This is a genomic window from Sphingomonas sp. FW306-1B-B10E, from assembly GCF_058782005.1.
Window position 1 is genome coordinate 132209 of record NZ_JBYSXG010000001.1, and the last position, 12643, is coordinate 144851.

Below are 12643 nucleotides of genomic sequence, written 5' to 3' on the forward strand. Positions count from 1 at the left end.
TCAGCGGCCCTTGACCGCGACCTGGGGCTTGCCGCCCGAGCGCGCGATCGTCTGCAGCGCATAATGGAGCTGGAAGTCGTCGATCCCCTGCTTCTTGAGCTGATCGGCGGTCGCCGCGAAGCGCGGATCGGTGCGGGCGTCCTGCTCGAGCGTCGCGTCGTCGACCTTCTCGGCGTTGATCAGGTGCTTGCGCAGATCGGCCTCGCGGATCACCGTGCGATCCTTGTAATCGGGGTCGGACAGCTGCGGCACGAGCAGGTCGGGCTTGATTCCGCCCTCCTGGACCGAATGACCCGACGGGGTGAAATAGCGCGCGGTGGTGAGGCGCAAGGCGGCGCGCGACCCCATCGGCAGGATCGTCTGGACCGAGCCCTTGCCGAAGCTGCGCACACCCATCACCAGCGCGCGATGATGGTCCTGGAGCGCGCCGGCGACGATTTCGGAGGCCGAGGCGGTGCCCGAATCGACCAGCACGATCACCGGCAGCCCCCGCGCGAGATCGCCCGGGACCATCGATTCGGCATAATAACGCTCGATATCGTTCTTCTCACGGCCGCGCTGCGAGACGATCTCGCCGTGCCCGAGGAACACGTCCGAGACGGCGATCGCCTCGCTGAGCAGGCCGCCGCCATTCTCGCGCAGATCGACGACATAGCCGAGCGGCTTGTGGCCGAGCTTCTTGTCGATCTCCTGGATCGCCCGAATCGTGTCGGCGCCGGTCTGCGCGGTGAAGGTGTTGATGTTGATGTAGCCGACGCCGTCCTTGACCTCCCACTTCACCGGCTTCTGGACGATGATCTCGCGCACGAGGGTGAGCTGGAGCGGCTTGTCGGCGCCGGGGCGCACGATCGTCAGGTTGATCTTGGTGCCGGGCTGGCCGCGCATCTGCTCGATCGCCTCGTCGAGGCTGCCGCCGACGATGAACTTGCCGTCGATATGGGTGATGAAGTCGCCCGACTTGATGCCGGCACGCGCTGCGGGAGTGTCCTCGGTCGGCGCGATGACCTTCACCGCGCCTTCCTCCTGCGTCACCGTCAGGCCGAGCCCGCCATAATTGCCCTCGGTCTGAATCTTGAGATTGTCGAAGTCGAGACCGTCGGCGAACGAGGAATGCGGATCGAGCGCGGCGAGCATGCCGGCGATCGCGCCCTTGACCAGCGTCTTGTCGTCTACCTTGTCGACATAGTTCGCCTTCACCTGGTTGTAGACTTCCATGAAGGTGTCGAGTTCGCGGTAGCTGTTGGTGTCGACCCCGGCCATCGCCCCCGATGCGACGGGCACGAGCGCAATTGCGCTGACGGCGGCAGTGACCTGGAGAAGCGGACGCAGCATCATACGACTTTCGACAAAACGGCTTAGCGTGATTTAGTGCAGGATAACGGCATTTACACGGCCTGTCAGTTCAGCAATTGCGCGAGGTCCATCGGCTGCCCGCGGCGGCGCAGCTCGACGGTGACGCGCGGCTCGCCGCTCTTCCAGGCGCGGCCGATCAGCTGCCCCTGCGAGACCTGGTCGCCGACCCGCACTGCGAGCCCGCCTAGCCCGGCGACGAGCGTCGTCCAGCCTTCGCCGTGATCGAGGATGACGACGCCGTCATAGCCACGGAACGGCGCGGCATAGACGACGCGCCCGGCGGCGGGGGCGACCGCGCGGGCGTTGACGGCGGTGGCGAGGGTGAGGCCGCGGGCGCGCACCCCGGTGGCGGAGAGTTCGCCCAGGCCGGTGACGAGCTGGCCGGCGACCGGCAAGCGATAAGCGGCGGCGCGGCTGGGCGGCGGCGCGGTTTCGTCGTCAGGGCGCGGCAGCGGACCGGGCAGCGCCAGCAACTCGCGCTGGACTTGGCTCGCCTCGCCCTGCGACTGCATCTGGTCGACGATGTCGCGGGCGCGTTCGCCAAGCGCGAGCGCCCGGTCCGATTCGACCAGGGCGCTGCGCCCAAGCGCCTGCGAGCGGGCGCGGTGGCTGGCCTCGAGCCGGACCAGGCCGATGCGTTCGGCCTCGAGCCGGGCGCGGCCGTCGCGCAGGCTGGTCACCGCCGCTGCGGCGTTGGCGCGCAGCCGCTGGACGCGGGCGAGCTCGGCGCGGACCTCGGCGGTGCGCCGCGCGACGATCGGCAGCGTCGTGCCGAGCACGGCCCGGACATGGACGATGTCCTCGGTCGAGCCGGGTTGGATGAGCCCGAGCACCGCGGGGCGGCGCGCCATCGATTGCAGCGCGGCGATCAGCCGGACGATCGGGCCCTGGCGCTCGGCGACCTGGAGGCGCTGCGCCGCGAGCAGTCTGTCGACGATCGCGATCCGCGCCTCGGCGGCGGCGATGTCGGCCTGGGCAGCCTTTACTCGTTCGGCGGCGGCGGCTTCCTGGCCGCGCGCCTGGGCGGCGCGGTCGCGCTCATTGGCGGCGGCGGCCTCGAGCGCGCGCGCGCGGGCTTCGGCGGCGGCGGATTCGGCGGTGGCGGACTTCAGCCGCGCCTGCTGCTCGCGCAATTGCTGCGCCGGCGCCATGCTGCCCGCGGCGAGCATCGCCAGCAAGGCAGCGGCCAAGGCGATGCTCCGCGCGGGTCCCATCGCTCACCCTTCGCGGTGATAGGGATGATTGGCAAGGATCGCGGTGGCGCGCCACAATTGCTCGGCGAGCATCGCGCGTGCCATCATGTGCGGCCAGGTCGCGCGGCCGAACGACAGCAGCATGTCGGCCTGGGCGCGCTGGGCGTCGTCGAAGCCGTCGGCCGCGCCGATCAGGAACCGCGCCTCGCGCACCCCGTCGTCGCGCCAGCGGCCGAGCCGCTCGGCGAAGGTGCGCGAGGGCAGGTTCTCGCCGGTCTCGTCGAGCATCACGAGGCGCGTGCCGGGCGGCTGCTCGGGCATCTTGCCGCCGGCATCGGGAAGCTCGGTGATTCGCGTCGGCCAGGCGACGCGCTTCAGGTAGCGCTCGACCAATTCGGCCTCGGGACTGCGCCCGATCCGGCCGCGCGCGACGATGTGGAGCAGCATGCGCTGCCTTTAGCCGGTCAGGCCTGGCCTGCGGTTTCGCCGAACGACCACATGCGCTCGAGATTGTAGAAGGTGCGCACTTCGGGGCGGAACAGATGGACGATGACGTCGCCTGCGTCGATCAGCACCCAATCGGCGGTCGGCAGGCCTTCGATGCGCGGGCTGCGGCCGAACTCGGCCTTGATCTTCTCGGCGAGCTTGGCGGCCATCGACGCGACTTGCCGGGTCGAGCGGCCCGAGGCGACGACCATGTAATCGGCGATGCTGCTCTTGCCGGCGAGCGGGATCGAGACGGTCTCGACCGCCTGATCGTCGTCGAGCGAAGCCATCACGAGCGCGTGCAGCGCCTCGACGCCATCGGCACCGGGGGCATGCTGCACATTGGGGGATGTTGCCAAGTTCGTTCCTCAGGGTTGCAGGCAGTCTGTGCGCGGCGGTGGAGACGGCACCGACGGCGGGGATATGGGCATCCCGCGCACGTCCGGAAAGTGCCGGTGCCAGGCAGGATCGGCGGCGCGAATGGCGGTCGCCGAAGTCGGATCGGGGCGGAAGCGCAACAGCACGAGGCCGGGCAATCTCCAACTCGTCCATTTCTTCGCCTGGCCTGCGGGCCGCACAGCGCGCCGCAGCCAACTCATCGCGGGACTAGCGTGAGCGCGAGCATCATAGCCCGGACGCGCGATCACCGCAATCGGAACCTGCCGCGCGATGTCGCGCCAGCGCTCCCATTGATCGAACTGGGCGAGATTGTCGGCGCCCATCAGCCAGATGAAGCGGTGCCGCGGATAGAGCGGGGGCAGCTTGGCGAGGGTGTCGGCGGTGAAGCGGGTGTGCAGCCGCGCCTCGATGTCGCTGACCCGGATCGGGGCGTGGCGCGCCATCCGCCGCGCCGAGGCGAGCCGCGCGGCGAAGGGCGCCATGCCTTCGACCGGCTTCAGGGGATTGCCCGGCGAGACCAGCCACCACACTTCGTCGAGCCCCAGCGCGCGGATCGCGTGGAGCGAGAGCTTGCGGTGACCGCGATGCGCAGGGTTGAACGAGCCGCCGAGGAGACCGATGCGTTTCATGAGGGCTCGGACCGCACGTGCCGTACCCGGCGAATTTCGATCGTGTCGCCCTGCGTCGCATAGAATAAGAGAAATGGGGTGTGGCGCACGCGCCACTTGCGGACGCCGCGTCGCGCGGTGGGACTACCGATCCCAGGATAATCGAGCAACGCCAGCGGCGCCTGCTCGATGCGGCTGAGCAATACGTCTGGAAGATCGGGGTCGAGCTGGTTGTAATAGCCCGCAATTTCGAAGAGCTCCTTGCGCGCAGTCTTCGACCAGATCAGGTGCTTCAAGCAGCGTCTTTCTTGAGCCGCATCGCCTGGATCTCCGCGACGAGATCCTCATGCGAGACGTATTCCCCGCGCGCGATCTCGTCTTCTCCTTGCTGAAGGAATGCAAAGAACTCGCTCTCCTCCTCGACGTACCGGGTCACCGCTTTTGCAACGAGCCAAGCGCGTGAGCGCTCATGATATTCAGCGAGCTTATCCAGCGCCGCCAACGTTTCCGGGTCGAGACGCGCCGTTACAACCGATGTCTTCATGCTACGGATGTATACAATTGTAACGTAGCGATCAAGGCCGTGCCTGGCCGGTGCCGCGGACGACCCATTTGTACGTGGTGAGCCCCTCCAGCGCGACCGGGCCGCGGGCGTGGAGGCGGCCGGTTGAGATGCCGATCTCGGCGCCGAGGCCGAACTCGCCGCCGTCGGCGAATTGCGTCGAGGCGTTCCACATCACGATCGCGCTGTCGACCTGAGCGAGGAAGGCCTCGGCGGTGGCTTCGTCCTCGGTGACGATCGCGTCCGTATGGTGCGATCCGTGCGCGGCGATGTGCGCCATCGCGGTATCGACACCGTCGACCAGTTTCACCGAAAGGATCGAATCGAGATATTCGGTGTCCCAATCCTCGGCGCTGGCCGGCGTGACGCGGGGTTCGAGCGCGCGGATCTCGGCGTCGCCGCGCAGCTCACAGCCGGCATCGGCGAGTGCGGCGAGCACCGGCGCGGGATCGGCGAAGCCGCGGTCGATCAGCAGGGTCTCGGTCGCGCCGCAGATGCCGGTGCGGCGCATCTTGGCGTTGAGCGCGAGATCACGCGCCATAGCAGGGTCGGCGGCGCGATCGATATACGTGTGGTTGAGACCATCGAGATGCGCGAGCACGGGCACGCGCGCCTCGGCCTGGACGCGCGCGACGAGGCTCTTGCCGCCGCGTGGGACGATCATGTCGATCGCGCCCTCGGCGGTGAGCATCGCGCCGACCGCGGCGCGATCGGTGACGGGGACGAGCTGGATCGCGTCGGCGGGCATGCCGCCGGCTTCGAGGCCGCGGGCAAGCGCGGCGTGGATCGCGCGGTTGCTGCGAATCGCCTCGGAGCCGCCGCGCAGGATCGCGGCATTGCCCGACATCGCGCACAGCGCCCCGGCATCGGCGGTGACGTTGGGACGGCTCTCGTAGATGATGCCGATCACGCCGATCGGGATGCGCACGCGGGTCAGCACCAGCCCATTGGGGCGGTCGACGCGCTCGATCACCTTGCCGACCGGATCGTCGAGGCCGGCGACGGCCTCGACCCCCGCGGCGGTCGCCTCGACTCGAGCGGCGTCGAGCCGGAGCCGGTCGAGCAACGCGCCCGACAGACCCGACGCCTCGGCCGCGGCCATGTCCTCGGCGTTAGCGGCGCCGATCGCGTCGCTGTCCGCGCGGATCGCGGCGGCGGCGGCGCGCAAAGCGGCGCTCTTCTCCTCGCGCGTCATTGCGGCGAGCGATCGAGCGGCGCTGCGTGCGCGCGTGGTCATGTCGGCGATCAGCGTCGGGATGTCGGCGTCGGCCATGGCGACCCGCTAGCACGGCTTCGCGCAAGCTGATAGGCCATGCCCCATGGGGGAATTCGAAGCAGCGGGTGAGCTCGTCACCGGAGGGTTGCTCGGCCGCGCGATCGAGCCGCGGACGGGCGAGGGGCAATCGCACGGGCACGACAGCATGTGCCTCAACTGCGGGACCGCGCTGATTGGCCCGCATTGCTATCAATGCGGGCAGGCGGGGCATGTCCATCGCTCGCTGCATGCGATCGGGCACGAGATCGTCCACGGCGTGTTCCATTTCGAGGGCAAGTTCTGGCGGACGCTGCCGCTGCTCACCTGGCGACCTGGCGACCTGACCCGGCGCTACGTTGCCGGCGAGCGCGCGCGCTTCGTCTCGCCGATGGCAATCTTCCTGTTCTCGATCTTCGCGATGTTCGCGGTGTTCTCCTTCGCGGGGATATCGGCACCGACCGACTTTGGCGGATTGTCGGCCAAGCCGGCCGCGGCGATCGAGCAGGCGCGCAAGGACGCGGAGGAGAAGCGCGCGGAGGCGCGGGAGCAGCTCGGCGAGCTCGCTGCAGACAGTCCCAAGCGTGCCAGATACGAGGAACGCGTCGCGGCCGCGGAGCGCGAGCTGGCCAGTCTCAATCAGGCCGCGAAATATGTCGCGCCCGGCGAAGCGGACCCTTCGATGGAGGTGCATACCGGCTGGTACACGCTCGATCACGGCATCGAGAAGTGGAAGAAGAACCCCTCGCTGATGCTCTACAAGCTGCAGTCGAGTGGCTACAAATTCTCCTGGCTGCTGATCCCCTTGTCGTTGCCCTTCCTGTGGCTGTTGTTCTTCTGGAAGCGCGAATACAAATTATACGACCACGCAGTCTTCATCATCTACTCGATCGCGTTCATGTCGCTGCTGTTTATCGTGCTGACCATCGCCGCAGCGCTGGGCCTGTCCCGTGGATGGGTGGCGATCGCGGGGCTGGCCATCCCCTTCGTCCACATCACCCGGCAGCTCCAGCAGGCCTATCGGCTGCGCTGGTGGTCGGCGCTGCTGCGTGCGGTGGTGCTCAGCCAGTTCATCTCGCTCATCCTGGTGCTATTCGTGCTGATCCTGGTCGGCATGGGGATGACGGGTTGACGCGCATATCTGTTCCCCGGCGAAGGCCGGGGTCCAGGAACCCCGGAGTCGCGACGGCGGGTGTCGCCGCATTTGCGCCGTTACTGGGCCCCGGCCTTCGCCGGGGAAAAGCTTAAGATAGCGAGCCCGATATCGTCAGCGGCAGGGATAGGTGCGCTTCATATAGGCGTAGACCGCCGCCTTCATGCTCATCCCGCGCTTGGCCGGCGGGATCTTCTCAAGCTCGGCGAGCATCTGACGCGGCGTGAGCTTGGGCTTGCCGGTTTCGGGCGGGCAGCCCGGCGGGGTGCGTCCGGCGGCGCGCGCGGCGCGCAGGTCGGCGGTGTAGGCGGCGCGGATCGCGGCGACTTCGCGTTTGAGCAGTTCGGCATCGGGCGAAAGGATGGCGAGCGCACCCTGCGACTGCAGGGCTTTCGCTTTGGCGAGGAATTGCGCGACGCTCATCGCCTGTGCCGCCGTCGGCGCGATCAGGCTCGCCGCCACCGCCGCAAACATCAGACGCCGCATACGAAAAAGCCCTCCACGATCGCTCGGGGAGGGCCTAGCCGCGACGCGTTTAACGTCAACTGAACTTACGCACCCTGGGGTGCGGGATTGCCGAACGGACCCTTGGGCTTGCGGATCTTGGGGATCGAGGTGCCCGCAGTCGCGACCGGCGCGACCTTGGCACCCGGATCCTCGCGATCGAGATCCTCGCCGGCGATCAGCCGCTTGATCTCGTCGCCGGTCAGCGTCTCATATTCGAGCAAGGCGAGCGCGAGGCTGTGGAGCTGGTCGACATGGTCGGTCAGCACCTGCTTGGCGCGGTTGAGGCCGCCCTCGACCAGCTTCTTGATCTCGGCGTCGATCAGCTGCGCGGTCTCGTTCGACATCGGTGCCGAGCGGGCACCGCCATAGCCGAGATAGCTCTGCTCGTCCTCGGCATATTCGAGCGGACCGACCGCTTCGGACATGCCCCATTTCGTCACCATCGAGCGCGCCAGGCGGGTGGCCGACTGGATGTCCGACGAGGCGCCCGAGCTGACTCGGTCATAGCCGAAGATCAGTTCCTCCGCGACACGGCCGCCCATCGCGATCGAGAGATGCGCATACATCTGGTCGCGGTGCATCGAGTTCTGGTCGCGCTCGGGCAGGCGCATCACCATACCGAGGGCGCGGCCGCGCGGGATGATCGTTGCCTTATGGATCGGGTCCGATGCAGGCTCGTGGAGCGCGACGATCGCGTGACCGGCCTCGTGATAGGCGGTCATGCGCTTCTCGTCCTCGGTCATCAGCATCGACTTGCGCTCGGCGCCCATCATGACCTTGTCCTTGGCGTCCTCGAACTCGCTCATCGCGACGAGGCGCTTGCCGCGGCGCGCCGCGAGCAATGCCGCCTCGTTGACCAGGTTGGCGAGATCGGCGCCCGAGAAGCCCGGCGTGCCGCGCGCGATGACGCGCGGATCGACGTCGGGCGCCAGCGGCACCTTCTTCATGTGCACCGAGAGGATCTTGACGCGGCCCTCGATGTCCGGGCGCGGCACCACGACCTGGCGGTCGAAGCGGCCCGGGCGGAGCAACGCGGGATCGAGCACGTCGGGGCGGTTGGTCGCCGCGATGATGATGATGCCTTCGTTGGCCTCGAAGCCGTCCATCTCGACGAGCAGCTGGTTGAGCGTCTGCTCGCGCTCGTCATTCTGGTTGCCCAGGCCCGCGCCGCGCGAACGACCCACGGCATCGATTTCGTCGATGAAGACGATGCACGGTGCCGACTTCTTGGCCTGTTCGAACATGTCGCGGACGCGGCTGGCGCCGACGCCGACGAACATCTCGACGAAGTCGGAGCCCGAGATGGTGAAGAAGGGCACGCCCGCCTCACCAGCAATTGCACGGGCGAGCAGAGTCTTGCCGGTGCCGGGCGAGCCGACGAGCAGGGCGCCCTTGGGGATCTTACCGCCCAGCCGGGCGAACTTGGTCGGGTCCTTGAGGAACTCGACGATCTCCTGGAGCTCCTCACGCGCCTCGTCGATGCCGGCGACGTCGTCGAAGGTGACCTTGCCTTCCTTCTGGGTCAGCAGCTTGGCGCGGCTCTTGCCGAAGCCCATCGCGCCCGAGCCCGAATTCTTCTGCATCTGGCGCAGCACGAAGAAGGCGATGCCGAGGAAGAGCAGGAAGGGGAGTGACTGATAGAGGATGTAGAACCAGACCGACGGCTGCTCCTCGGGACGCGCGTTGATCGCGACGCCCTTCTCGCGCAGCGTCGAGATCAGCTGCGGATCGTTGGGCGCGTTGGTACGGAACTTGGCGTCGCTGGAAAGCGTGCCCGAGACGAGGCTGGTGCCCGCCGAGCCCGCCGCGATGTTGACCGACTTGACCTCGCCGGCCTGCACCTTGTCGAGGAAGCTCGAATAGGACATCGCGTCGCCCGCGGCCTGGCCGGCGGGTCGATCGAACATCGTGACGAACAATGCCAGCGCGGCGAGGATGCCCACCCAGATCAGCAGGCTTTTCATCCAGGGATTGCCGCCGCCGTTCTCGGGACCCTGCGGCTTGTTGTTGTCGTTCATATCGAGCTCGAACCCTTTCGCCCATCAAGATAGGCACGGCCAAGTTAATGGCAATGGAACAACGCGGAATTGGGTCGATCAGTGTGATCGGCGCGCCGGAGCTGCGCTGAAACGCCATTCAGCATGTTTTGCACTCGCTTTCACCCCCGCAATCGTACCGGTACCGCCGGCGTCGAGCGTGGCGAGGAGGCGATCGAGGCTTTCGCCGCGCAGGGGTGGGGCCGCGTTGGATCGGACATAGTGGATCGCCCGCTCGACCAGGCGCCGCAGCAATTCATAGGGCAAGCCCACCGGATCGAGGCAGACGGCAGCCGACTCACTTCGGCTGCGCGCCTGCCATTCGCGCTCGGCAGCCCAAAGGAGCGCGTCTTCGGCATGGCGCAGGTTGCGCGCGGCGAGCGCGAGGCGTTCGGCCGGCAAGTCGGGCGCGTTGGCGAGCAACTGGCGGATACGTGCCCGATCGAAGCGTGGGTCGGCGTTCGACGGGTCGTGCGCGGGCGAAATCCCTGCCGCCGTGACGATCGCTTCGAGTTCGGTGCGCGACCAGCTGAGCAAGGGGCGGATCAGCATCCGACCCCGGCGAGGGCCGGGGCCCAGTTGCGACACAGTTGCTGCGGCGCCCGCACGCGCTTCGCTGCTGCCCGAAGTCGGGCCCCGGCCTTCGCTCGGACCGGATTCCAAGTCTAGTGCGTGTTGCGTCAATGGACGCGTGGCGCGCATCGCGGCAAGCCCGCCTACGCCCGCGCCGCGGCGGGCGCGCATCAGGAAGGTTTCGGCGAGATCATCCTGTTGGTGCGCGGTGGCGAGCCACTGGGCGCGGCCCGTGATCCACGCGGCGAGCAGCGCGTAGCGCAAGGTGCGGGCGCTTTCCTGGAGATTGCCCTCGGGAATCGTGCCGCTGAGGATGTCGTGCGGCACGCCGAGCGCGCTGCAAATCTCGCCGACGTCGCGCGCTTCATCGGCAGCCTCGGGGCGCAGGCCGTGGTCGACGGTCGCCGCAATCACCTTTCCCGGATAGGCGGCCGCGGCGAGCAGCAACAGCGCCAGACTGTCCGGACCACCCGAAACCGCGACGCCCAGCGAGCGTTCGGCCTCGGGCGCCGCACCGGTGATCGCCTCCACGTCGCGCCTAAAGCGCGCGACGAGCTCCGCCGCCGGCGTCAGCTCATTTGCACTTTTGCGCAGCACGTCCCTCGGCCATGCCGGCCTTCATTTCGGGGGAGAGGCGGGCGCCGTAGAGCTGGTCGAGTTCGGTGTAGACCTTGCACACCTCGCTCGCCGGCTTCTTGAGCTTGGTCAGCGCCTGGGCGAGATAATAGAGGCTGTCGGGCGCGCGCTCGCCATTGGGGTTCTTCTTGTAATTCTCGTAGAACGCGACCGCGGCGAGGCTCGGCGCGCCGGCGTCGAGATAGGCGCGGCCGAGCAGGTTCTGCGAGAAGCTCGCGCGGCGGTGATTGGGATATTTTGTGACCACGCCCTCGAGTTCGCGACGCGCTTCGGGATAGAGCTTGGCCTGCCACAGCCGGTAGCCATAGGTATAGCCGTCCTCGGCAGGGTCGCCGCTATTGGGCTTCTCGACTGCGGCGACCTGCTGGGCGCGCGTACCATTCGGCTTGGCCACAGGCTTGTCGTCGGCAGCGGGACGGGTAGGCCGGGCGGGGGCGCCGCCGCCGAGATCGACCGGCGCGATCACCGGATCGCCGCCCGAAGCGTCGGTACCCGCGCTGCCGCCCGCCTCCAGGGCCTTCAGCCGCGCGTCGGTCGCGCGCTTATAGGCACTGAACCCGTCCTCGAGCTGCTTGAGGCGATAGCCGTCCTGCTCGACCTGACCCGTCAGCGTCTGGACCTGGTTCTCGAGCGCGGCAACGCGCTGGGTGAGATCGGCGATCGGCGTGCCCGCCGGGGTGCCCGAAATCTCGGGGTTGGTCTCGGGGACGATCTGCGGCTCGACCGTCTGGCCGGCGCCGCCCGGGAACACCTTGCGCTGCACCGCGCGCATCTCGCGCTCGAGCCGGTCGACCCGGCCCTCGACCGCGGTCGACTGCGCATAGGCGCTGCCGGTCCCCGCGAGTAAAGCCGACAAAGCCGCCGCAGCCATCAAAATACGCATTCGTCACACCCCCCGGTGCAGGATTTAGGGATATAGGAGCGCGGTATAGCTGACACGCCGCGCCTGTCGCCAGCCTTAAGGGTTCGCTATCGTGTTGCCAGCCGGGGCTTCGCCGGGTGCGCCGGCCGGCGCCGCGGGTGCGGCGGACGACCCGCGCGCTTGCAGCGCTGCGGCGCTCACTTCGGCCTCGACCGTCTCGACGCCGGTGCCGAGCGGCGCGACGTTCGAGCCGTTGAGTAGCACCTGGAGATGGTCGGGACGGCCGGTGCGGACCTTGGGGCGGTCGGCGTCGGCGGGCACGTCATAGCGCTCGCCCGCGGCCATTTCCTTCTCGAACAGCCGCTTGCCGCTCGCGTCGGTGACGCGCAGCCAGACGGTGTCGGTCGCGACGAGCGTCACCTGACCGCCGGTAACCGGCGCGGGGGTCGGCGCCGCGGTCGCAGTCGTTGCGGCGGCATTGCCGGCCTCGCTATTCTCGATCGCGACGGTTTCCTCGGCCGGCGCCGTGCCGCGGAAGAGATTGGTGCCGTACCAGAGCCCGACCCCGATCAGGACGAGGATCGCGACGATCGCGCCGGCCCAGGCGATGCCGGCCGATGGCACGCGCGAGCGCTCGTTGAAATCATAGGATGGCGGCGGGGCGGGCCGTTCGGGCCGGTCGCCCAGTTCGGCGCGCAACTCGCGGCCGATCGCAACTTCGTCGGCGCCGACAGCGCGGGCATAGGCCTTGGCGAACCCCATCGCATAGGTGACCGAGGGCAGGCCCGAATAATTGCCGCTCTCGATCGCCTCGAGATGGCGCTGGGGGATGCGGGTGCGGCTGGCGATCTCGCTCAGCTCGAGCTTCTGTGCCTCGCGCGCCGCACGCAGTTTTTCGCCCACGGTAGCGGGAAACAGCGTTGCGTTGTCGGCGGGTTCGCCATCCATTCTTATCTCCGGCGGAAGGGTTGCGGCCCGAAGCGCTCCCGCCTTTGCGCGGGTGTCTCCCAGCAGAATGCGCGT

General features: G+C 68.2%; 14 protein-coding genes. 1 reads left to right on the forward strand and 13 read right to left on the reverse strand.

Annotated elements, in window-relative coordinates:
• The 8 genes from AC3WJI_RS00665 to AC3WJI_RS00700 form a co-directional block, all read right to left on the reverse strand.
• The gene (locus AC3WJI_RS00665; RefSeq protein ID WP_492755359.1) at positions 1–1332 is read right to left on the reverse strand and encodes a S41 family peptidase; all 1332 of its coding nucleotides are present in this window, start codon (positions 1330–1332) and stop codon (positions 1–3) included.
• A 65-nt stretch (positions 1333–1397) separates the two neighbouring features.
• Positions 1398–2567: a murein hydrolase activator EnvC family protein gene (locus tag AC3WJI_RS00670; RefSeq protein ID WP_492755297.1), complete on the reverse strand. Its 1170-nt coding sequence runs from the start codon at positions 2565–2567 to the stop codon at positions 1398–1400.
• Between the two features lie 3 nt (positions 2568–2570).
• Entirely contained in the window at positions 2571–2993 is a 423-nt protein-coding gene (locus tag AC3WJI_RS00675; protein WP_492755298.1) for a 23S rRNA (pseudouridine(1915)-N(3))-methyltransferase RlmH, read from the reverse strand.
• A 17-nt stretch (positions 2994–3010) separates the two neighbouring features.
• A complete protein-coding gene (rsfS, locus tag AC3WJI_RS00680; protein WP_492755299.1) occupies positions 3011–3391 on the reverse strand; it encodes a ribosome silencing factor in 381 nt (126 codons plus the stop codon).
• A gap of 9 nt (positions 3392–3400) precedes the next feature.
• The gene (locus AC3WJI_RS00685; RefSeq protein WP_492755300.1) at positions 3401–4060 is read right to left on the reverse strand and encodes a nicotinate-nucleotide adenylyltransferase; all 660 of its coding nucleotides are present in this window, start codon (positions 4058–4060) and stop codon (positions 3401–3403) included.
• Positions 4057–4335, reverse strand: coding sequence for a type II toxin-antitoxin system RelE/ParE family toxin (locus tag AC3WJI_RS00690; RefSeq protein WP_492755301.1), 279 nt, complete (start codon positions 4333–4335; stop codon positions 4057–4059). Before AC3WJI_RS00690 ends, AC3WJI_RS00685 begins: the two co-directional genes overlap by 4 nt.
• Positions 4332–4583, reverse strand: coding sequence for a CopG family ribbon-helix-helix protein (locus tag AC3WJI_RS00695; protein ID WP_492755302.1), 252 nt, complete (start codon positions 4581–4583; stop codon positions 4332–4334). The genes AC3WJI_RS00690 and AC3WJI_RS00695 overlap by 4 nt, the downstream gene beginning before the upstream one ends.
• Positions 4584–4614: 31 nt before the next feature.
• Positions 4615–5874, reverse strand: a complete 1260-nt coding sequence (locus tag AC3WJI_RS00700; protein ID WP_492755303.1) for a glutamate-5-semialdehyde dehydrogenase — start codon at positions 5872–5874, stop codon at positions 4615–4617.
• A gap of 46 nt (positions 5875–5920) precedes the next feature.
• Here AC3WJI_RS00700 and AC3WJI_RS00705 point away from each other — a divergent pair, with 46 nt between their 5' ends.
• Positions 5921–6985, forward strand: a complete 1065-nt coding sequence (locus tag AC3WJI_RS00705; RefSeq protein WP_492755304.1) for a DUF3667 domain-containing protein — start codon at positions 5921–5923, stop codon at positions 6983–6985.
• 135 nt (positions 6986–7120) lie between these two features.
• On the opposite strand, the gene AC3WJI_RS00710 is transcribed toward AC3WJI_RS00705, so the two are convergent.
• From AC3WJI_RS00710 to AC3WJI_RS00730, 5 genes are all read right to left on the reverse strand, one after another.
• Complete coding sequence (locus AC3WJI_RS00710) at positions 7121–7492, reverse strand: hypothetical protein (RefSeq protein ID WP_492755305.1); 372 nt, start codon at positions 7490–7492, stop codon at positions 7121–7123.
• A 65-nt stretch (positions 7493–7557) separates the two neighbouring features.
• A complete protein-coding gene (gene ftsH, locus AC3WJI_RS00715) occupies positions 7558–9531 on the reverse strand; it encodes an ATP-dependent zinc metalloprotease FtsH (RefSeq protein ID WP_492755306.1) in 1974 nt (657 codons plus the stop codon).
• A gap of 78 nt (positions 9532–9609) precedes the next feature.
• Complete coding sequence (gene tilS / locus AC3WJI_RS00720) at positions 9610–10719, reverse strand: tRNA lysidine(34) synthetase TilS (RefSeq protein WP_492755307.1); 1110 nt, start codon at positions 10717–10719, stop codon at positions 9610–9612.
• Positions 10697–11641 carry a hypothetical protein gene (locus tag AC3WJI_RS00725; protein ID WP_492755308.1) on the reverse strand — a complete coding sequence of 315 codons (945 nt, stop codon included), beginning with the start codon at positions 11639–11641 and terminating at the stop codon, positions 10697–10699. Before AC3WJI_RS00725 ends, tilS begins: the two co-directional genes overlap by 23 nt.
• 75 nt (positions 11642–11716) lie before the next feature.
• Positions 11717–12568, reverse strand: coding sequence for a helix-turn-helix domain-containing protein (locus tag AC3WJI_RS00730; RefSeq protein ID WP_492755309.1), 852 nt, complete (start codon positions 12566–12568; stop codon positions 11717–11719).
• Positions 12569–12643 lie beyond the last annotated feature (75 nt).

What these genes read in the sequence shown, in the direction of transcription:
- AC3WJI_RS00665 (WP_492755359.1), bottom strand. Translation starts at nt 1,332, where the DNA reads ATGCTGCGTCCGCTTCTCCAGGTCACTGCCGCCGTCAGCGCAATTGCG.
- AC3WJI_RS00685 (WP_492755300.1), bottom strand. Translation starts at nt 4,060, where the DNA reads ATGAAACGCATCGGTCTCCTCGGCGGCTCGTTCAACCCTGCGCATCGC.
- AC3WJI_RS00705 (WP_492755304.1), top strand. Translation starts at nt 5,921, where the DNA reads ATGGGGGAATTCGAAGCAGCGGGTGAGCTCGTCACCGGAGGGTTGCTC.
- AC3WJI_RS00700 (WP_492755303.1), bottom strand. Translation starts at nt 5,874, where the DNA reads ATGGCCGACGCCGACATCCCGACGCTGATCGCCGACATGACCACGCGC.
- AC3WJI_RS00675 (WP_492755298.1), bottom strand. Translation starts at nt 2,993, where the DNA reads ATGCTGCTCCACATCGTCGCGCGCGGCCGGATCGGGCGCAGTCCCGAG.
- ftsH (WP_492755306.1), bottom strand. Translation starts at nt 9,531, where the DNA reads ATGAACGACAACAACAAGCCGCAGGGTCCCGAGAACGGCGGCGGCAAT.
- AC3WJI_RS00710 (WP_492755305.1), bottom strand. Translation starts at nt 7,492, where the DNA reads ATGCGGCGTCTGATGTTTGCGGCGGTGGCGGCGAGCCTGATCGCGCCG.
- AC3WJI_RS00695 (WP_492755302.1), bottom strand. Translation starts at nt 4,583, where the DNA reads ATGAAGACATCGGTTGTAACGGCGCGTCTCGACCCGGAAACGTTGGCG.
- AC3WJI_RS00670 (WP_492755297.1), bottom strand. Translation starts at nt 2,567, where the DNA reads ATGGGACCCGCGCGGAGCATCGCCTTGGCCGCTGCCTTGCTGGCGATG.
- AC3WJI_RS00725 (WP_492755308.1), bottom strand. Translation starts at nt 11,641, where the DNA reads ATGCGTATTTTGATGGCTGCGGCGGCTTTGTCGGCTTTACTCGCGGGG.
- AC3WJI_RS00730 (WP_492755309.1), bottom strand. Translation starts at nt 12,568, where the DNA reads ATGGATGGCGAACCCGCCGACAACGCAACGCTGTTTCCCGCTACCGTG.